18 protein-coding genes and 1 pseudogene are annotated in these 18207 nt (G+C 70.3%); 12 read left to right on the top strand and 7 right to left on the bottom strand.

The features are described 5' to 3' along the window. Both mobB and glp read right to left on the bottom strand, forming a co-directional pair. A partial coding sequence (gene mobB / locus HV826_RS33620; RefSeq protein ID WP_176421121.1) for a molybdopterin-guanine dinucleotide biosynthesis protein B occupies positions 1 to 424 on the bottom strand: 424 nt, incomplete at its 3' end. After that, entirely contained in the window at positions 421 to 1671 is a 1251-nt protein-coding gene (glp, locus tag HV826_RS33625; protein WP_176421122.1) for a gephyrin-like molybdotransferase Glp, read from the bottom strand. The genes glp and mobB, both read right to left, overlap by 4 nt. 139 nt (positions 1672 to 1810) lie before the next feature. Here glp and HV826_RS33630 point away from each other — a divergent pair, with 139 nt between their 5' ends. The 3 genes and pseudogenes from HV826_RS33630 to HV826_RS33640 all read left to right on the top strand — a co-directional run bounded on the left by HV826_RS33630 (position 1811) and on the right by HV826_RS33640 (position 3901). Next, positions 1811 to 2431 carry a molybdenum cofactor guanylyltransferase gene (locus HV826_RS33630; protein ID WP_176421123.1) on the top strand — a complete coding sequence of 207 codons (621 nt, stop codon included), beginning with the start codon at positions 1811 to 1813 and terminating at the stop codon, positions 2429 to 2431. Between the two features lie 67 nt (positions 2432 to 2498). Beyond that, a pseudogene (locus tag HV826_RS33635) lies at positions 2499 to 3172 on the top strand (TIGR02269 family lipoprotein). 6 nt (positions 3173 to 3178) lie between these two features. Then, complete coding sequence (locus tag HV826_RS33640; RefSeq protein WP_176421125.1) at positions 3179 to 3901, top strand: double-CXXCG motif protein; 723 nt, start codon at positions 3179 to 3181, stop codon at positions 3899 to 3901. An 18-nt stretch (positions 3902 to 3919) separates the two neighbouring features. Here HV826_RS33640 and HV826_RS33645 read toward each other — a convergent pair whose 3' ends face one another. Next, the gene (locus HV826_RS33645; RefSeq protein ID WP_176421126.1) at positions 3920 to 4075 is read right to left on the bottom strand and encodes a hypothetical protein; all 156 of its coding nucleotides are present in this window, start codon (positions 4073 to 4075) and stop codon (positions 3920 to 3922) included. Positions 4076 to 4658: 583 nt separating this feature from the next. On the opposite strand from HV826_RS33645, the gene HV826_RS37680 reads away from it, so the two are divergent. The 4 genes from HV826_RS37680 (at position 4659) to HV826_RS33665 (ending at position 7674) form a co-directional block, all read left to right on the top strand. Next, positions 4659 to 4889: a hypothetical protein gene (locus tag HV826_RS37680; protein WP_255217541.1), complete on the top strand. Its 231-nt coding sequence runs from the start codon at positions 4659 to 4661 to the stop codon at positions 4887 to 4889. Between the two features lie 1046 nt (positions 4890 to 5935). After that, positions 5936 to 6253, top strand: a complete 318-nt coding sequence (locus HV826_RS33655; RefSeq protein WP_176421127.1) for a DUF3817 domain-containing protein — start codon at positions 5936 to 5938, stop codon at positions 6251 to 6253. 115 nt (positions 6254 to 6368) lie between these two features. Beyond that, positions 6369 to 6983, top strand: coding sequence for a DUF2378 family protein (locus HV826_RS33660; RefSeq protein ID WP_176421128.1), 615 nt, complete (start codon positions 6369 to 6371; stop codon positions 6981 to 6983). Between the two features lie 133 nt (positions 6984 to 7116). Then, the gene (locus HV826_RS33665) at positions 7117 to 7674 is read left to right on the top strand and encodes a hypothetical protein (protein ID WP_176421129.1); all 558 of its coding nucleotides are present in this window, start codon (positions 7117 to 7119) and stop codon (positions 7672 to 7674) included. 78 nt (positions 7675 to 7752) lie between these two features. Here the strand turns inward: HV826_RS33665 and HV826_RS33670 are convergent, their stop codons facing one another. The 4 genes from HV826_RS33670 to HV826_RS33685 form a co-directional block, all read right to left on the bottom strand. Beyond that, positions 7753 to 9546, bottom strand: coding sequence for a glycoside hydrolase family 15 protein (locus tag HV826_RS33670; RefSeq protein ID WP_176421130.1), 1794 nt, complete (start codon positions 9544 to 9546; stop codon positions 7753 to 7755). A gap of 355 nt (positions 9547 to 9901) precedes the next feature. Further along, a complete protein-coding gene (locus HV826_RS33675; RefSeq protein ID WP_176421131.1) occupies positions 9902 to 10840 on the bottom strand; it encodes a proline dehydrogenase family protein in 939 nt (312 codons plus the stop codon). 30 nt (positions 10841 to 10870) lie between these two features. Further along, positions 10871 to 11752, bottom strand: a complete 882-nt coding sequence (locus HV826_RS33680) for an alpha/beta fold hydrolase (RefSeq protein WP_176421132.1) — start codon at positions 11750 to 11752, stop codon at positions 10871 to 10873. Further along, positions 11745 to 12467, bottom strand: a complete 723-nt coding sequence (locus HV826_RS33685; RefSeq protein WP_176421133.1) for a lysophospholipid acyltransferase family protein — start codon at positions 12465 to 12467, stop codon at positions 11745 to 11747. The genes HV826_RS33680 and HV826_RS33685 overlap by 8 nt, the downstream gene beginning before the upstream one ends. A gap of 124 nt (positions 12468 to 12591) precedes the next feature. Here HV826_RS33685 and HV826_RS33690 point away from each other — a divergent pair, with 124 nt between their 5' ends. The 5 genes from HV826_RS33690 to HV826_RS37915 all read left to right on the top strand — a co-directional run. After that, positions 12592 to 13149: a hemerythrin domain-containing protein gene (locus HV826_RS33690; protein WP_176421134.1), complete on the top strand. Its 558-nt coding sequence runs from the start codon at positions 12592 to 12594 to the stop codon at positions 13147 to 13149. A gap of 196 nt (positions 13150 to 13345) precedes the next feature. Further along, a complete protein-coding gene (locus HV826_RS33695) occupies positions 13346 to 13882 on the top strand; it encodes a cell wall protein (RefSeq protein WP_176421135.1) in 537 nt (178 codons plus the stop codon). Between the two features lie 129 nt (positions 13883 to 14011). Further along, entirely contained in the window at positions 14012 to 14887 is an 876-nt protein-coding gene (locus HV826_RS33700) for a tryptophan 2,3-dioxygenase (protein ID WP_176421136.1), read from the top strand. Between the two features lie 141 nt (positions 14888 to 15028). Continuing rightward, positions 15029 to 16150 (top strand): hypothetical protein, encoded by a 1122-nt coding sequence (locus tag HV826_RS33705; RefSeq protein WP_176421137.1) that lies wholly within the window; start codon positions 15029 to 15031, stop codon positions 16148 to 16150. A 122-nt stretch (positions 16151 to 16272) separates the two neighbouring features. Then, positions 16273 to 18207 (top strand): GAF domain-containing protein (locus HV826_RS37915; RefSeq protein WP_303623596.1); only part of this gene is annotated, 1935 nt, incomplete at its 3' end.

The following is an 18207-nucleotide window of genomic DNA, read 5'->3' on the forward strand; positions in this document are numbered from 1 at the left end:
AGATGGGTATAAGAGACAGGGTGAGCACCGCGAAGACCTCCGGGCGCGAGGGCGCCAGCGGCGGGCCCAGGCCCTCTCGCCATACCTCCAGCTTGGGGAGGGGGCCGTCCTTCCAGCCTTCGACGAGCACCAGGTCCACGGCGCCCGCGGAGCGCTCGAGCAGCGCTGGCAGCGCGTCCGAGGGCGCGGTGGCCGTCGTGAGCTGGACGCCCGCGGGCGTGGCGAAGCCTGAGAGCACGGCGCCCGCGTCGTGGTAGCGGGCGGTGTCGCTGCCGGGCCGGTGCAGCGGATGGGCGTCGGAGGAGTGCTTCACCACGGCCACGCGCAGGCCTCGCGTGGCGAGCTCGGGGACGAGCCGGGTGAGCAGCGTCGTCTTGCCGGCGCCGGACCAGCCCACTACGCTGAGCGCGGGGACGCGGCTCATGCGGGCGCCCCCACGGGGGTGAAGGTGGGCCGGTCGAAGAGCTCGACGTCGACGAGGTCATCCTCGGCGAAGTCCGCGCGGCCCGGTGGGAGGAGGGCCCAGCCCTCGCCGTGGACGTTCTGCAGCGTCTGCCCGGCGCCCTGGGGGCGGAGCGCGGCGCGCGGCGCGAGGCCGTCCCGAGCCTCCAGGGTGGTGGTGATGAGGTAGGTGAGGCCCGCTTGCTTGTGGCGCGCTTCGGAGAGGTGGGCGCGGACGCGGCGGCGCGTCTCCCGCACGCCCTGGTGCTTGAGGAGGAGCGGGCGGGCGAGCTGGTCGAATGCCACGGTGGCCGCGCCGGGATTGCCGGGCAGCACGACGACGGCGGTGTCACCCAGCCGGGCCACGGCCACGGGCTTGCCGGGCTTGAGCGCGACGCCGTCCACGAAGAAGCGGGCGCCGAGCGCGGCGAGCACGGGCTTCACCAGGTCCTTGTCCCCCACGGAGGCGCCTCCGGTGGTGATGAGGACGTCCACTTGCGGGGCCAGGCGGGTGAGCGCGTCGCGCAGGGCGCGCTCGTCATCGCGGGCGCGGGCGAGCTGGCGGACCTCCGCGCCGGCCTCCCGGGCGAGCGCGGCCACGAGGACGAGGTTGCTCTCGTAGACCTGGTGGGGCAGGGCGGGCGTGCCGGGCGGGACGAGCTCATCGCCGGTGGCGAGCACGGCGACGCGCGGCGCGGGGCGCACCCAGACGTCCGTGGCGCCCATGGACGCGAGCACGCCGAGCACCGCGGCGCCCACGCGCTGGCCCGCGTCGAACAGCGGGGTGCCGGTGAGGACCTCCTCTCCGGCGCGGCGGAGGTCGTTGCCGGGCGGCACGGTGATGAAGACGTCCACGCAGGCGCCGTCCTCGGTGGCGCGCGCGGCCTCCTGTCGGACGACCGCGTCGGCGCCGGCGGGCAGGGGCGCGCCGGTGAAGACGCGCGCGGCCTCTCCGGGCTGGAGGGGCGTGGACGGGAGGGCGCCAGCGAAGACGGTGCTGGTGACGCGCAGCCGCGCGGGCCGGTCGCGGGAGGCGCCCTGGGTCTCCTCGGCGCGCACGGCCCAGCCGTCCATGGCGGAGTTGTCACAGCCGGGCAGCGAGCGGGAAGCGGTGACGGGGGTGGCGAGGAACCGGCCCTGGGCATCGAGGAGCGGCACGCGCTCGGGCGCCGCCGGGGCGATGGCGTCGAGCGCGGCCAGCCGGGCGGAGTCGAGGGGCGTGAGGGGCATGGAGGCGCCGCAGCCTATGACGTGGAGCGCGCGCCGTGTCCACGGGGGCAAGGGACGCTTCGTCCGCTTTCTTCCTCTGGGGGCGTGCGTGGGCGGAAAGGTAAGGTGGCCGCGGCGGGCGCGCGCACGGGGCACGGGCATGGAGCGGAGCCACACGGAGTTTTCGGAGGTGACGCTGGCCATCCTCGCGGGAGGACAGGGCCGGCGCCTGTCTGGGGTGCCCAAGGGGTTGTTGGAAGTGGAGGGGCGCACGGTGCTGGAGCGGCTGTTGGCGCTGGCGCCGCGCTTCGAGGACGTCTTGCTGGTGGCGAACGTGCCCGGGCCCTACGCGCGCTTCGGGCTGCGCACGGTAGCGGACGTGGTGCCAGGGAAGGGCGCGCCCGGTGGTGTCCATGCGGCGCTGGGGGCGGCGCGCACGCCGTGGGTGGTGGCGGTGGCGTGCGACATGCCGTTCATCACGACGGAGGTCCTGCGGGTGTTGCTGGGCGCGCGGGACGCCGGCGTGGACGCGGTGTGCTTCGAGGTGGGGGGCAGGCTGGAGCCGTTGGTCGCGGTGTACCGGTCGGCGCTCGTGCCCGCGTGGGGTGAGGCGCTGGCGGCGGATCCGTCGATGCGGGAGCTGCTGTCCGGCGTGCGCACGCGGCTGTTGTCCGAGGACACCTTGCGCGCGGTGGATCCGTCCCTGCGGTCCCTGGCGAATGTGAACACCCCCGATGACCTGGCGCGCTACGGCGTGGCGCTGCCGTCGTGGCGGGGGTGAAGGGAGTCGCCCCAGAGAAGGCGTTCAGGAAATGGATTGGGAACATCCAGGGCTATACTGACAGGCTGTGCGAATCTTTCCGCGCGTATGGCTTCTGGCGCTTGCCTTGCTCTGGAGCGGTTGCGCCACGGTTGCGAATGCGCCCCACCAAAGCGCAGGGGCTGATGCGGAAACAGAGTGCCGCTCGGCCGATGAAGACAGGTGCGTCACGCTGCTGTGCCTCGGGGGCGAATGCGGCTTCTACCGCTGTGAGGACATTTCCGGTGCGGTGTCACTGGCGCGCTTTCCTCCCGCGCGTCCGCCTGCTGCGGCAGCCGCACCCGGCAGAGGGCCTCGGAGGCACTGGGGAGGTGGGCATCAGCTTCCTCGGGGAGCCGTCATGGTCTTCCCCAACTGGAACGGCGCGCCCGAGCAACTCATCCCGCCATCACGCCAACTCACACCCGGGCGCTGGGAGAAGCACCACATCTTCCCCCAGGCAGAAGACCTCTCGATGTGGTTCGCGGTTCGAGGCGTCAAGATCCACGACTACACCATGCCGATTCCGCGTGACGTCCACCGGCGCATTCATGGTGGAGACGGACGCGGTGGCGCGTGGAACCAGGCCTGGCGCGACTTCAAGACGGCGAAGCCGAGCGCCCGTCCCACGGACATCTACAAGTTCGCGGGGGATCTCATTCATCGCTTCCAACTCATGGGTGGCCCGATTCAGCCCTACTCTATTCGCGCCCGGGAGCGTGAGGACGGATGAGCCGTTTCTTCTGGATGCAAGAGGACAAGGTCGCGGCGGCGAAGTACGGAGGAGAAATCAACGCCTGGCACAAGCTGTCGCTCCCCGGTGTGAGCTGCGGCACCTGCGGCGAGACATGGGCCAATACGGGACATGAGTATCCGTGCATCGACCTGGCTCAACTGCCAGCGCGCAACGAGTTCGCGCGTCCCAGACCCGAGCCCTTCCCTGAATTCGTGCGCCTTCGTGAGCTGGTCAGGCCGCTGGTTCCTCCCGACGCCGAACTGCCGCCCGGTACGGGCTTTGGCCCCTTGGTCGGACGTGCCAGGGGCGCATTCGGTCCCATTGCCTGGGTAGGGGGGCAGAAGCTGCTCGTGCAGCGCGACGCCCTGTCGCGGCTGCACTTCGAGGGCGTCCGAGGCCTCCAGGCCTGCCTGACGCAACTGCGCTTCCGGCAGAAGGATGGGCCAGAACTGCTGGAGCTTCAGATTCCGCCCCACGGCAGGCTGCATCCGGACTGCATCCCGCCCGATGAGCCGCCACCGTGCGTGACCTGTGGCCACTGGGGACTGACACGGCCGGACGCGCTCATCCTCGACGCAGCCTCCCTCCCCACGGACCTGGACCTGTTCCGGGTCGGGAACTTCTCCACGATGATTGTCGGCACGGAGCGCTTCATGGAGGCGGTGCGCCGTCTGGACCTGGAGGGCATCACCTTCCAAGCGCTGCCCGCGTACTGACGGGCACCCCGCCACGACTCATAGCGGCGTGCGGATGAAGCGAGCAGCCGGTGGCTGTTGGGCGTAGTCGCCGCTTGTGGCGCGCTGCGCCTTGCTGGAGCGCTCGAAGGAGTCGGCGCCCACGTCCTTGTAGGGAAGGTCCTGGCGCGGCAGGTGGTGGGCGGCCGTGAGCATGGATTCGGGGGCGCACCAGGCTCCGGGCCCAACTGTTCGACGGGCTCACCTGCACCCATGACGCGCCAACCTCTGTGCCTACGCCACGAGCAGGCTACGGCGTTTCATTCCTGTGGGTCGGGCGCGCAGCCCGGTGGTAGCTGTTCGGAAATGTCGGGACTTTTGTGGCGTCAAAACCCCCGACATTTCCGAACAGCGAGCTACGGGAGTGACTCCGGTCTCCCCGCCGCGAGGGGCCCCCTGAGATGGCCGCGTGGTCCGTTCAGCATGAAGTCCGACACGGAGGTGATGGCTGGACATCCGCGCGCGCAGCCCATGGACGACACGCCACGGAGGACACGCCCGCTGCGGCGGCGCCGTCGCTCAGTTCATCTGCGCTGCGCGATCAGTCCCGAGCAGCCAACCAGGCAGCCCCCCCTGCGTCACCATGACTCATGGACCGCGGCGGCCGGGGGGAGAAACAGGCGGGGGAGAACCTCATGCTGAAGACCCCTCCGGGCGCCGCCCGGGCGATGGCGTCGAGCGCAGCCAGCCGGGCGGAGTCGAGGGGCGTGAGGGACATGGATGCGCCGCAGCCTATGACGTGGAGCGCGCACAGGGCACGGGCATGGAGCGGATCCACACGGAGTTTCCGGAGGTGGCGCTGGCCATCTTCGCGGGAGGGCAGGGCCGACGCTTGTCTGGCGTACCCAAGGGGCTGTTGTCCGAGGCCGTGCTGCGCGCGGTGGAGCCGTCACTCCAAGCCCTGGCGAATGTGAACACCCCCGAGGACCTGGCGCGCTACGGCGTGGCGCTGCCGTCGTGGCGGGGGTGAGGGCTCAAGGCATGTGAGGGTACCGCTCCACGTGTCCCTCTGGGGAGACGGCATACAGCTCGAACCAGTCGTATTCGAGGGTCACACCTGGGCCGAACTCCGGGCACTTTTCGACCCTGCGGTTGACCCGGACGAAGTACCACCCGGCCTGGTAGCCAACGACGAACTCCAAGGCGCGCGGTGAGAAGGCACACGACTTCGTGGCGGTCTTCGGAAAGCGCTTCATGACCGCTTGAAGCGCTGCGTGCGCGGCCAGGACCGCTGGGCCGTCCAGTGTTCCAAGCGGCTCCAACTCTGTCTCGGGCCAGGGGATGGTGGCCGACGTGCCTGCGTCGGTATTCACTGGAGCCGGAAGAGCGGAGCGGGGCGAAGGTGTCCCCGCGTCCGTTCCAGCGTCACCGGCGGGGGCGGGACGGGCTCCGCCGTCCGCGAGCAGTGAGACGAGCACGATGAAGTGGTGAGGGCTCAGCATGTGGCACCTTGGGCGCTACTGGAGACCATGACCCAAACCCCCTCTCCGGATTTCGCAAGAGGCCAGACCGACAGGTCCTGGCTACTGACGCCAGAGCCACAGGGATGGTTGTGCGCATATCCGAAGATGGGGAGGTCTCTTCCGAAATCAGCATCATCGACGCCTCCCCACGGAGGCTGGCAGCTGCCGGATACATTCCCCACGTTTCGCAGTGGCCAGGAGACCCGCCAGTCCTCCTGCGTTCGGTAGAGGGCGACGCAATACTCCCGGAACGTTGGCCGAATCCGAGAGCACCGCAGGTACCCGCGGCCATGGCCCTGGCGCCACAGGAAACGCGTCCTCGCCTCCGAGCTTGGGCACCTCCGCATGCGTGTAGTAGCTGCGCCCGCTCGAACAAGCGATGCCCAGCGCCATCAAGACCAGGCAGCCCTCGCGGTAGCCATGCTTCATGGTGCCTCCCCCGGCACGGCAACGTACCACGCGCCCCGAGCAGCCAACCAGGCAGCACCCCCTGCGTCACCATGACTCATGGACCACGGCGCCCGGGAATGGGAAACAGGCGGGGGAGAACCACATGTCGAAGACCCCTCTCGGACGTTTCCGTGCCATCGCCCTCGCGGAGGGCCTGTCTGTCATCGCGCTCTTCTTCATCGCCATGCCGTTGAAGTACGCCCTGGGCATGCCGCAGGCGGTGAAGTTCACCGGCTGGGTCCACGGCCTGCTCTTCGTGCTCTACCTCTTCGCGCTCATGGAGATGGCCATCACCTGCCGCTGGTCCTTCGTGCGCGTGGTGGGCGGCGTCATCGCGTCGCTGCTCCCCTTCGGCACCTTCGTCTTCGAAGCGCGCCTGCGCCGCGAAGCGGCCGAGCCGGCCGTCGAGCCCGCGCGCTGAGTCGCGTCGCGCACCGGACGTGACAGGTGGGACGCCTCGCACCGAGGCCGCCCGGAGTTCGCGTGGGTGACCAAGCTGTGCCAGCATCCCGCGCGTTCTCCGACGGGAGGTCGGCATGGAGCGCGGCAAGTGGGACACGCCAGAGGATGTGGAGCGCGAGCTGAGCTCGCGGCTCGCGCTCGTGGAGGCGTCCGAGGGGATTCGCGGCATGCACTTCGCCGCCGTCCTCGACACGGTGCGCTTCCTCGGCGGTGAGCAGGCGGTGGCGCCCATCCAGCGGGGCGGTGACTACCCCGCCGACCTGGACACCACCGAGTTCTACCCCGTCCCGCCCTTCATGCGCGTGTTCTTCTCCGCGGCCCGGCTGCTGGCGCCGCAGCTCGGCGGCGTGGAGGAGGCCATGCGGCAGATTGGCGTCCAGGGCACGCTGGCCTTCATCAACTCCATGTTCGGCGCCGAGGTCCGGCAGCAGGTGGGCGGCGAGCCCAAGCGCCTCGTGGAGATGCTCCCCGAGGCCTACCGCATGGCCATCAACTTCGGAGAGCTCCAGGTGGCGTGGACGGGCCCGCGCTCGGGCCGCATCCACATGCGCCGCATCTTCACCCCCGTGGCCTACAACGAAGGCATGCTTGAAGGCGCGCTGCTGGCCGTGGGCGCCCAGGACATCCAGGTGCGCGGCGGACAGACGTCCCTGCTGGACAGCGAGTACACGCTGTCCTGGGACCACTGACCCGCCGCGGGACATCGACGCGACTGTTCACAACCATGACGAAATAAATGATGTTCCTCCGCGCCCATTGGTTAGAAGTGGTCGCCGAGCGCCCGGACATGTGCACCGGGCCTACGCAACGGAGGGACGTCTCATGAAGGCAGACAGCTGGAAGAACCTGGCCGCGGTGGCGGGCGTCATGATGTCGGTGAGCGCCGGCGCGCAGGAGTCGTCGGGGAGCTTCGGTTCGGAGGGGCAGTTCGTCATCAGCACGGATGCCTCCGCGAGCCTGGGCTACTCCACGCAGGGCAGCGGCGTGGGCTACATCTTCCTGGAGCCCGGCGCGGACTACTTCCTCAAGAAGAACCTGTCCGTCGGTAGCGGCCTCCAGGTCCGCGCGCTCTTTGGCAGCGGTGACACGATTGCCGCATTCGGCCTGAACGCGCGCGTCGGCTACAACATCCCGCTCTCCGAGCGCATCTCCGTGTGGCCCAAGGGCCAGGTGTCGCTGTACATCGGCGATGACATCCTGCCCTTCGCCAACCAGACGCTCCCCGCCGACGTCACCGTCATCCTGGAAGGCTACGCGCCCTTCCTCTTCCACGTGACGCCGCACTTCTTCGTGGGCGGTGGCCCGCGCCTGGCCTTCGGCCTGGGCGGTGACGTGGAGGTGAACTTCAGCGTCGCCTCCACCATCGGCGGCTACTTCTAGTCTCCGCCCGGCCGCGTCCCCAGCGGGCGCGGCCGTGTGGGGGCCCGCTTCATTTCCAGGCAATGGCCCGGGCCGCCGTCAGTGGCTCCGCTGCTGACCGGGGCCGCCCTCGCGCGACAGGTTCAGCGCGGTGCCCACCAGCGCGAGGTGGCTGAAGGCCTGCGGGAAGTTGCCCACCATCCTGCGGGCCACCGGGTCGTACTCCTCGGACAGCAGGCCCACGTCGTTGCACAGGCCCAGCAGGCGCTCGAACAGCGCGCGCGCCTCGCCCTCGTGGCCCAACAGCGCCAGCGCGTCCGCCAGCCAGAAGCTGCACGCCAGGAAGACGCCTTCTCCCGGGGGGAGGCCGTCCCGGGTCTCGTGCGTGTGGTAGCGGCGCACCAGTCCGTCGTGGCACAGCTCGCGGCGGACGGCCGCCACGGTGCCGCGCACGCGGACGTCGTCGGGCGGGAGGAACCCAACGATGGGAATCAACAGCAGGCTGGCGTCCAGGGCCTGGCCGCCAAAGGCCTGGGTGAAGGTGTTGCGGCGGGCGTCGTAGCCTCGCGCGCAGATGTCCGCGTGCATCTGCGCGCGCAGCGCCTTCCAGTGCTCCACCTGCGCGCCGCGCATGCCGCGCAGGTTCGCCGTCTTCACCATCCGGTCCATGGCCACCCAGGCCATGACCTTGGAGTGGGTGAACTGCTGGCGCCCGCCGCGCACCTCCCAGATGCCCTCGTCGGGCTGGTCCCAGTTGCGCTCCACGAAGCGCAGCAGGTGCACGCTCACGTCCCAGGCCTCGGCGTCCGAACAGACGCCGTGGCGGAGCGCGTGGTAGAGGCAGTCGGCAACCTCACCGAAGACATCCAACTGGAGCTGGCCCACGGCGGCGTTGCCGATGCGCACCGGGCGCGAGCCCGCGAAGCCCGGCAGCCAGGGCAGCTCCAGCTCGGTGACGCGGCGCTCTCCGGCCACGCCGTAGAGGATTTGCAGCTCGTCGGGCTCTCCGGCCACCGCGCGCAGCAGCCAGTTCCGCCAGGCCTGGGCTTCCTGGGTGTAGCCGGCGTCCAACAGGGTCAGCAGCGTCAGCGTGGCATCGCGCAGCCAGCAGTAGCGGTAGTCCCAGTTGCGCACGCCGCCCATCCGCTCCGGCAGGGACGTGGTGGGCGCGGCGACCACGCCGCCCGTGGGGGAGTAGGTGAGCGCCTTGAGGGTGATGAGCGAGCGCATCACCTGGGCGCGCCAGGGGCTCTCGTGGATGCAGCGGGACGCCCAGGCGCGCCACCACCGCTCCGTGTCCTCGCGCATGCGGAGCGGGTCCGGCGGCTGCCGGGGCGGAGGCAGGTGGGAGGGATGCCAGGACAGGACGAAGGCCCGGCGCTGTCCTTCCGGCACGCAGAAGTCCGCGAGCACGTGGCTGTGCTCCAAGCGCAGCGGCAGCTCCGTGGACAGGTAGAGCGCGTCCGGGCCCGCCTTGGTGCTCACGCCGCCCGGAATCAGGCGGGCCCAGGGCGTGCGGTCGCCGTAGCCGAAGCAGGGGGCGAACTCCAGTTGGAGCGGCACCTGTCCGGTGCGGGCCTCCACGATGCGAATCAACTGCGGCGTGTCCTCGCGCAGCGGCATGAAGTCGCACAGGCGCACGATGCCGGTGTCGGTGTGGAACTCCGTCTCCAGCACCAGCGTGTCGCGCACGTAGCGGCGGTGGACGCGCCGCACGGGCACGGTGGGGGCGATGCGCCAGAAGCCATGCCGCTGCTCACCCAGCAGCGCCGCGAAGCACGCGTCCGAGTCGAAGCGTGGCCAGCACAGCCAGTCGATGGCGCCGTCATTCGCCACCAGCGCGGCGCTGTGCGTGTCTCCAATGAGGGCATGGGCTTCGATGGGCAGCGCCATGCGGGAAAGCTAGGGACGTCCCCCGTGGCGTGTCCCTCCGGGGGCACTCGGCGCGGCGAGCCGTCCACGGGCCCCGTGGGTGGCGGAGGCGCGGGCAGCCGCTCGCTCGCGCCGCATCGGCGCCATGCGACGAGACATGAGGCATGAGCAGGGAATGCCGCGATGCGCGAACCGGCCCCGGTATGGGGTTGCCGGACATGACTGTCCATGAGGGCCGGTCCGAACGCGCTGGGCGTGGGTCCTGACGCGCGTGTCTCCAAGAGGGCGCGCGGTCTGGTGTTTCATCCGCATGTTTCACCCGCATGCGGGCCGCGCGCGGGCCCCGCACGCCATGCGGGGAGGCGCGTACCGCTCCCTACCCACGTACCAGGTTGCGCAGCAGGAAGCCCAGATTGGCGGGGCGCTCGGCCAGCCGGCGCATGAGGTACGGGTACCAGTGCCGTCCGTACGGCACGTAGACGCGCACCGGGTGACCCTCCCTCACGAGTCGCTCCTGCAAGTCCCTGCGGATGCCGTACAGCATCTGGAACTCGAAGGCGCCGCGCGGCAGTCCGTGCTTCGCCGCGTGGTCCAGTGCCGCTTCAATCATCCGTTCATCGTGCGTGGCGATGCCGTGATACACGCCGCTGTCGAGCAGCACCCGCAGGGTGCGAACGAAGCTGGCATCCACGTCCCGCTTGTCTGGGAAGGCCACGTCGGGCTTCTCCAGATAGGCGCCCTTGCACAGACGAACGCGGATGCGCTGTGCGCACAGCGCCTTCGCGTCCTGCTCCGTGCGCCGCAAGGCGCTCTGCAGCACGGCGCCGACGTGGGGCTCGCCGAACTCCGCGCGGAGCTGACGCACGATGTCCAGCGTCACCTGGGTCACCGAGCTGTCCTCCATGTCGATGCGCACGAAGGAGTCGCGGGCCGCGGCCTCGGCCACCACCGTGCGCGCGTTCTCCAGGGCCAGGGCTTCATCGAACAGCAGCCCGCACTGGGTGAGCTTCAGCGACACGTTGGCCCGCACGCCCACCAGGTCGATGCGGGCCAGCAGCCGCTGGTACTGGCGCACCTCCTCCCGCGTCTCCTCGGGCGTCTGGACGGCCTCGTTGAGGTGGTCGAACGACGCCATGAGCCCGCGCGCGGAGAGCGCCTTCACGGCGTCCACGGCCTCCTCCAGTGTCTCCCCGGCGATGAAGCGCGAGGCCAGCCGCCGGAAGGGGCGCAGGCGCATGGCGGCGTCCTCCAGGCCCGGACGGCGGGCCAGGAACAGCAGGGCGGAGCGGGACAGGTGGGTGGTGTCGGTGGTCATGGCGTGGGTGGGTGGGTGACGGTGACGGCTTCAGTCCAGGTGCTCCCGGAGGAAGTCCCCGGCCAGCGTGTTGAAGGCCTCGGGGTGGCTCATGTAGGGCAGGTGGCTGGCGCCCCGGATGAGCGCCAGCCGGGCCCCGGGGATGTGGCGGGCCACGTCGCGGGCGGCGCGGGGGGGCACCAGCAAGTCCCGGCCGCCCTGGATGACGAGCGTGGGCACCTGGAGCTCATGGAGCCGGGGCATCAGGTTCGTGGTCAGGATGTCCCGCAGCCGGCGCAGCAGCTCCACCGGGGACAGCCGCCGGGCCTCGCGCACGATTTCGGCCCGGCCCTCCGGCGGCAACCGGCGGCCTCCCAGCACCCGGGCCACGGTGGGCGCCAGCAGGTACGCCAGGGGCCGGGGCGCGCGCACCAGGGTGGACAAAGTCAGGGCCAGCCGGCGGCTGCGGTGCACGCTGGCCACCGGTGACACTAGCACCAGCGCCTTCACCCGCTCCGGGTGGGCCAGGGCGTAGGCCATGGACAGCAGGCTTCCATAGGACGACCCCAGCAGGGCGAAGCGCCCCGGCAGCAGGGACTCCGCGTGGTCCAGCACCGCCAGGTTCCACAAGAGCGGGGTGTGGGTGGCGGGGGTGCGCAGGGGCGGCGTCCACATCAGCAGCCTCAGCGCGCCCGCCAGCGGCTCCATGGGCGCGAAGGAGCGGCCACTGGCCCCCAGCCCCGGAAGACACACCACGGTGCGTGCTTCATCCCTGTTGCCGTCTGGAAAGGTGAACAGGCGTACCGGTGCGCCTCGCACGGGACGCTGTTCACAGGGGAGGTGGGCATAACCCGTCTGGATGTCGTCCACCTCCGGGACGAGCGGCGGGCCTCGGGGGTGTCTCCCGGGGCGGGATGACAGGGCTTCACGCATGGGAATGCCTCGTCAGGAGCCGCCGCACGCTGGCGGCCACGGTGTCCCGGAAGGCCCGGAGGCTGGATTCACTGGCATCCGGAGGCGGCGGGGCGTGGGGTGTCCCCAGGTGGAAGGTGAGCCGCACGGGCCAGGGCAGGGGCCCCAGGCCCAGCACCAACGGCATCCGGTATTTGTCATCGTCCGTCAGGCGCACGCACAGGCGCTCCTCGCCCGGGGGCCACCGGAAGGTGTCATCCACCCCCTGGCCGGCGAAGGGCACCACCGGCACCCCGGCGCGGGCCGCCAGCCGCGCGAAGCCCAGCGCCCGCTCCCAGCGCAGCCGGTAGCGCCCCTGGCTGCGCTTGAAGGTCTCCCACGCGCCCCCCGGATAGCAGACGACCAGCGAGCCCGCCCGCAGCGCCGTCAGGGCGTTCTCCCGCGTCCCCTCCACGCCGCCCAGCCAGGGCAACACCGTGCGGATCAACGGGATGCGGAAGAACCCCCGCTCCGCCAGGCCCAATGGATAGCGGCCGGTGCGATGGTGGAGCAGGTGAAAGAAGGCCGGTGTCTCGTAACCCCAGACGCCGTGGTTCCCCACCAGCAGCACCGGGCCTTTCACGGGCAGGTGCTCGCAGCCCACCAGCCGCGCCCGGTGGTACAGCGCCGACAGCGCCGCGCCCTGTTCGGCGAGGCGGAATACGGCCCGGCGCAGGCTGGCGAGCGGGGCATCCATGGTGGAAAAACATGGGGATGCGCGGCGCCCCCAGCAGGCGGCGCCTTCCTCCTGGTCGCCGGGCAGCCAGCCGCCCCTGAGACAGTGACGGCCCCGACAGTGGGGGGTCATAGGAGTTTGAGTAATGCCAGCTTGCAGGCATACTCAGGTTGTCTGCTTCCGGGTGCATGCCGAACGTTCCGGCATGGGCAGCCCGTTCGACATCCTCATCGACCAGCATCGGGAACTGGAAGAGCGTCTCGAGCGTCTGGCATCGGGTGTGGAACCCGATGAGCTGAGGGGACTGACGGCGGAGTTGCTGACATTGCTGAGGCTTCACTCCCGACTGGAGGAGCGCTGCCTCTACCCGGTGATGGCGCGGGTGGAGGGCCGCGAGTCTTGCCGTGAGCAGACGGAAGACCATCTCACCATGCGCGAGCTGATGGCTGAGCTGGAGGAGCTGCCCTCGGGTCATCCCGAGTGGCAGGCGCGTCTGTTGACACTGGAAGACCTGGCGGTGGCGCATTTCCAAGAAGAGGAGAATGCACGACTGCCCCAGCTCATGATTGCCCTGGATTCCCTGTCGCTGGACGACCTGCGTCGTGATTTATCGGCCACCTGGGACGACCTGCTGCCACGCCCCCAGGTGTTCCAGGTGGCGGGGGAGGCCCCCCTGCTGGAGTCCCTGCACTGGGACGGTTAGGCCCCGGAGGCCGCCGGGAAACAGGTGAGACCTGCGACAACGGGGCGAATGGTCCGTTGCTCAGTCACAACTTTTATCTCTTCCTTTAGACAAAACCTTTTTTGGAAGGTAAGGGTATGGGCAGCATCACAAGCATCGAGCATCAGCCCCCCCGTACTGCATGACTCTTGTCGTTCCCCAGGTGAGGATTCAACGAATGTCCGTGGATAAAGCGTTTCGCGACATGATCCGCAATGAAATCGAGGTCCAGCTCAAGCCGCTGCGTGACGTGGTCGCGCGCCTGGAGGAGGGCACGGCGGACCTGGACGCGCTCCGCAACGTGGCTGAGCGCCTGGCCCCGCTGGCCGAGGTCGTCGGGCCCCTGTTCGGCGCCCAGATTCCCGCGTCCGCCAAGGCGGTCCGTCGTGGCCCGGGGCGTCCTCCCGCGGCGCGCAGCTCCGTGACGGCGGCTCCCGCGGCCGCGGGTGGCAAGCGTCGTGGTCGCAAGCCGGCGGCGGCGGGTGCTGACGGCTCGCGCGCGTGCGCCATCATCGGCTGCGGCAAGCCCAGCCGCACCAAGGGCTACTGCGCGGCCCACTACCAGAAGCTCCGCATGCTGGAGAAGACCAACCGCCGCCCGAGCGACTGGAAGGACTACGCCGACCCGGACAGCGTGGACGACATCAAGCTGCCGCGCGGACGCGCCGCGTCCAAGGCGCTGGCGGCTGCCGCTCAGGCTGGGCACGCAGGCTAGCCAGCGGCACGCTGCCCCGGCCCGGGCAGAGAGTGACCGCGCCCCCGTCGTTCCGCTCTGTCGTCGGGAGAGGAATCGGGGTCCGCCCATGCGGGAGAGACTTGCCCGTGGGGGCTTGCACGAGCATGAATGCCCGGGCCCATGAACAAACGCGATTTGGAGCCTGGAATCATCACCGACCTGGCCGGAAGGACCACGTACGGTGATTATCTGCAGCTCGACCGGCTCTTGTCGGCCCAGGTGACGCGCTCGCAGCCGCCTCACCATGACGAGCTGTTGTTCATCATCCAGCACCAGACGAGCGAGCTGTGGATGAAGCTGCTCATCCACGAGCTGGGCGCCTGCATCCGTTACGTGCAGGCGGACCGGCTGGAGCCGTCGTTCAAGATTTTCGCGCGCGTGGCGCACATCCAGCGGATGCTCTTCGAACAGTGGAGCGTGTTGGAGACGCTCACGCCGAACGAGTACCTGGAGTTCCGCGACACGCTGGGCAGCTCCTCTGGCTTCCAGAGCTTCCAGTACCGCGCGCTGGAGTTCCTGCTGGGCAACAAGGACGCGCAGGCGCTGACGCCCTTCCGCCACGTCCCCGCAATCCACGGCGAGCTGGAGCGGCTGTTCGAATCCCCCAGCCTGTATGATGAGTTCCTGCGCCACCTGTCTCGCATGGGACATCCGGTGCCGCAGAGCCACGTGCAGCGTGACTGGCGCAAGCCCTACGAGAAGAGCCCGGAGGTGGTGGAGGTGTTCCGCCGCATCTACCAGGACGCCGAGGCGCACTGGGACGCGTATGAGATGTGCGAGAAGCTGGTGGACACCGAGGAGCGCTTCCAGCTCTGGCGCTACCGCCACATGATGACGGTGATGCGCATCATCGGCTTCAAGCAGGGCACGGGCGGCTCGTCGGGGGTGGGCTTCCTGCGCAAGGCGTTGGACCTGCGCTTCTTCCCGGAGCTGTGGGACGTGCGCACGGAGCTGGCGCCGCCTCCGCCGCGCCACCGGCCCTGAGCGTCCGCGCGGCCGAAGACAGCCTTGCGCCTCCTGGGGCCGTCCATTCCGGCACGGCTCCGTGGAGGGAATGACGACTGTCTGGCATGCCAGGGCGGCCGGCCACGGATTGTCATGGGCGCGGGTTAGGCTTCACGCACCATGGACGCTGCTGAACCGCTGCTCTTCGACAAGGCGTACGTCCTCTGCTACCGCACCTTCGACATCGCGGAGGAGCTGGACCTGGAGCGCGCGCGCCGGGTGCTCACGGAGGACTCGCGCCGGCTCAGGCTGTCACGGGAGAACAGTCAGTACATCCAACTGCCCAACCCGCCGCTGGCCTATGAGCTGGGCCGCCGGCCCCTGGCGCTGCGGGATGGCCCCGTCACGGTGGATGTCACCGCGCGCCTGTTCGACCACGGCGCCGTGTCCATCATCCTGCAGGTGCCAGTCGTTCCGGGCACCTCCCTGGAGGTGCTCACGCGCATGGCGGACGAGCTCTATGACAGCCAGGCGTTGGAGGACCTGGCGTTGGAGCTGGTGGAGGGCGTGCGCCGCACCATCGCCCCCGCCGCGCAGGCGCCCCATCTATGGGAGCAGAGTGAGAGCTACACCGTCATCTTCGCCGAGCACATCCGTGGCAATCCCACCGCGGAGGAGTTGATGTCACGCGCGGACCTGGCCCGGCTGCTCCTGGGTGAGAGCGGCACGGTGCCGCTGTCCCCGCGTGAGAGCGAGTCCGTGCTCCAGTCGCGCTTCAGCTACACCATCCACGACCTGGTCGTCATCGACTGGAACAGCGCCTTCGTCTACGAGCCATCCGGCTCGAGAGACATCCCTGACCTGCTGGAGATTGCCAACGCGCAGTTGCTGGAGTTCCGCTACTACGACGACCGGCTGGACGCGCACATCACCCGCATCCACGAGAAGGTGCAGTCCGCGCGGCACGGTTGGGCCACGTTGTTCCGCAGCCCCTACCGCAACCTGGCCCGGCAGACGCTCTCCACGTTGGTGGACCTCAACGAGTTCATCGAGCGCGTGGAGAACAGCCTCAAAATCATCGGCGACTTCTACCTGGCCAAGGTCTACGAGAGCGCCGTGCGCCGCATGCGGATTCCACCGTGGCAGGCCGCCGTCACCCGCAAGCAGCAGTTGCTGGCGCAAACGTATGGCCTGCTCAAGGGCGACGTGGACATCGACCGCTCCCATACGCTGGAGGCCGTCATCGTCCTGCTCATCGTGCTGGAAATCTTCTTCGCCTTCTTCCGCGTCTTCGAGCACTGAGGCACCCACGGGGAACCCCGTACTCCAGGGCAACGCGCTGTGCGGTTTCCACGCTTCGTCCGACATGGGAGAATGGGGCTTCGAGGCAGGGAGCCATGCGTCCGTGCCGGGGGGAGTGGGGCATGAAGGTGCCCGGAAAAAACGTGGGAGCCGCGGTGGACCGCATGTCGCGGGCCCTGGAGCGGCTGTCCGCAGCACCGCCGGTGGTGGCGGTGCTGGAGGAATTGCTTTGCCAGGCGTCCGCCACGCTGGGGGCCTCGGGTGCCTTTCTGTGCTGGTGGGGCGGGACGGGCGACTTGAGCACGCTCACCACACACGGCGTGGACTCGGAGGCGTCCGCCCTCTGCGCGCAGCAGCTGCTGGCCCAGGCGCCCGCGCCGGGTGAGCCGCGCCTGCCCCGGGTGGTGGAGGACGTGTCGCAAGACGCGCTGCTGGCCTCGGAGCCGGACGCCTTGCGGCGACTGGGGGCGACGGCCTTGCTGTCCCAGCCGCTCTACTTCGCCTCCGGCCTGGGCGCCGCCGGTGTGCTGGGCGTGCTCTTCCGCGAGGCGTGGCGGCCACGGGAGGAGGACCTGCGGCGCTTCGGCCTCTCGGTGAAGCTGGCGGCGCTGGCGCTCGAGCGCGAGCGCATGGCGGAGACGCTGCGCCAGTCCGTGCTGTCCGCTCGGGCGGAGGTGGAGGAGTCGGAGGTGCTGCGGCTGTGCCGCTTCCAGGCGGTGACGGAGGCCCTTGGCCGTGCGCTGTCCGGGGACGAGGTGGCGCGCGTGGTGCTGGAGCAGGGCCTGCCCGCCGTGGGCGCGGCCGTGGGGCTGGTGCACCTGGTGGCGCCGGACGGGACGCTGGCGTTGAAGGCCGCGCTGGGGGTGACGAACGCGCAGCGAGAGGCGCTCCGGGCGCCGCCCTGGCGAAGCAGCGGTGTGCCGAGTCACGACGCGGGGGCGCCGGTGCGCCTGGAGACGCCCGCCGCGGCGGGGGACGTGCTGCCCGTGCCGGGCGCGCCGGTGTGGCTGGAGACGCCGGCCGCGGTGCGGGACGTGGTGCCCGCGCTGGGGGCGCTGCGTGCGTTGGTGCTGCTGCCCTTGCACGTGGAAGGGCGAACCTTCGGCACGTTGTGCCTCGGCTTCCCGGAGGCTCGGCGCTTCTCCGCGCTGGAGCGGGCCTCCATCACCGGCCTGGGCCATGAGTGTGGCCAGGCGCTGGAGCGCGCGCGGCTGTACGCGCGGGAGCGCACGGCGCGGCTCCAGGCGGAGGCCGCGGGACAGCGCCTGCGGCTGTTGGCGGATGCGAGCGCGCTCGTGTCGGCGTCGCTGGACTGGGAGGAGACGGTGGCGGGCGTGGCGCGGCTGGCGCTGGGCCACTTCGCGGATGGCTGCGCGGTGGACTCGTACGAGGACGGCGTGGTGCGGCGGCTGGCCGTGCTCTATGAGAACCCGCAGTCGGCGCCGCGGGGGTTGGAGCTCCTGCGCTTCGCTCCGCAGGAAGGCAGCCCCACGTTGCTGGCGGAGGTGCTCGCCTCGGGGCGCCCGTGGATGATGGCGCGGCCCACCGCGGAGCCCGGGGACACCCGCACGGCGGCGGCGCGGCTGTACGCGGCCGCGCGCGAGCTGGGCGTGGGCTCGCTCATCCTGACGCCGCTGGTGGCGCGGCAGCGCACGCTGGGGGTGCTCACCTTCATGCGGAGCGCGACGTCCGCGCCCTTCGACATCCCGGACCTGTCCCTGGCGGAGGAGCTGGCGGGGCGCGCGGCGCTGGCCATCGACAACGCGGACCTGTTCCGCAAGGCCCGCGCGGCGGAGGAGGAGAGCCGGCGCGGCGCGGCGCGGCTCCACGTCCTGGTGCAGGTCAGCCACCTCATCGCGGAGGCGGGGCTGGACCTGTCCATGGTGCTGGAGGTGCTGGTCCGCAAGGTGTCGGAGGCGCTGGGGGACGCGTGCGTGCTCCAACTGCTCTCCGAGGACAAGACGCGCCTGGAGTTGGTGACGGTGCACCACCCCAACGCGGAGGCCCGCGCGGTGCTGGACGCGTCCATGCGGCGCTGCCCGGGGCGGGTGGGGGAG

Source organism: Myxococcus sp. AM010 (assembly GCF_013372585.1).
In the GTDB taxonomy this organism is placed as follows: domain Bacteria; phylum Myxococcota; class Myxococcia; order Myxococcales; family Myxococcaceae; genus Myxococcus; species Myxococcus vastator.

Coding starts and splice junctions, on each gene's coding strand:
- HV826_RS33705 (WP_176421137.1), top strand. CDS start 15,029: ATGGACGCTGCTGAACCGCTGCTCTTCGACAAGGCGTACGTCCTCTGC.
- HV826_RS33645 (WP_176421126.1), bottom strand. CDS start 4,075: ATGCTCACGGCCGCCCACCACCTGCCGCGCCAGGACCTTCCCTACAAG.
- HV826_RS33630 (WP_176421123.1), top strand. CDS start 1,811: ATGGAGCGGAGCCACACGGAGTTTTCGGAGGTGACGCTGGCCATCCTC.
- HV826_RS33655 (WP_176421127.1), top strand. CDS start 5,936: ATGTCGAAGACCCCTCTCGGACGTTTCCGTGCCATCGCCCTCGCGGAG.
- HV826_RS33670 (WP_176421130.1), bottom strand. CDS start 9,546: ATGGCGCTGCCCATCGAAGCCCATGCCCTCATTGGAGACACGCACAGC.
- HV826_RS33700 (WP_176421136.1), top strand. CDS start 14,012: ATGCCCGGGCCCATGAACAAACGCGATTTGGAGCCTGGAATCATCACC.
- HV826_RS33675 (WP_176421131.1), bottom strand. CDS start 10,840: ATGACCACCGACACCACCCACCTGTCCCGCTCCGCCCTGCTGTTCCTG.
- HV826_RS33660 (WP_176421128.1), top strand. CDS start 6,369: ATGGAGCGCGGCAAGTGGGACACGCCAGAGGATGTGGAGCGCGAGCTG.
- HV826_RS33680 (WP_176421132.1), bottom strand. CDS start 11,752: ATGCGTGAAGCCCTGTCATCCCGCCCCGGGAGACACCCCCGAGGCCCG.
- HV826_RS33695 (WP_176421135.1), top strand. CDS start 13,346: ATGTCCGTGGATAAAGCGTTTCGCGACATGATCCGCAATGAAATCGAG.
- HV826_RS33665 (WP_176421129.1), top strand. CDS start 7,117: ATGAAGGCAGACAGCTGGAAGAACCTGGCCGCGGTGGCGGGCGTCATG.
- HV826_RS33640 (WP_176421125.1), top strand. CDS start 3,179: ATGAGCCGTTTCTTCTGGATGCAAGAGGACAAGGTCGCGGCGGCGAAG.
- HV826_RS33685 (WP_176421133.1), bottom strand. CDS start 12,467: ATGGATGCCCCGCTCGCCAGCCTGCGCCGGGCCGTATTCCGCCTCGCC.
- glp (WP_176421122.1), bottom strand. CDS start 1,671: ATGCCCCTCACGCCCCTCGACTCCGCCCGGCTGGCCGCGCTCGACGCC.
- HV826_RS33690 (WP_176421134.1), top strand. CDS start 12,592: ATGCCAGCTTGCAGGCATACTCAGGTTGTCTGCTTCCGGGTGCATGCC.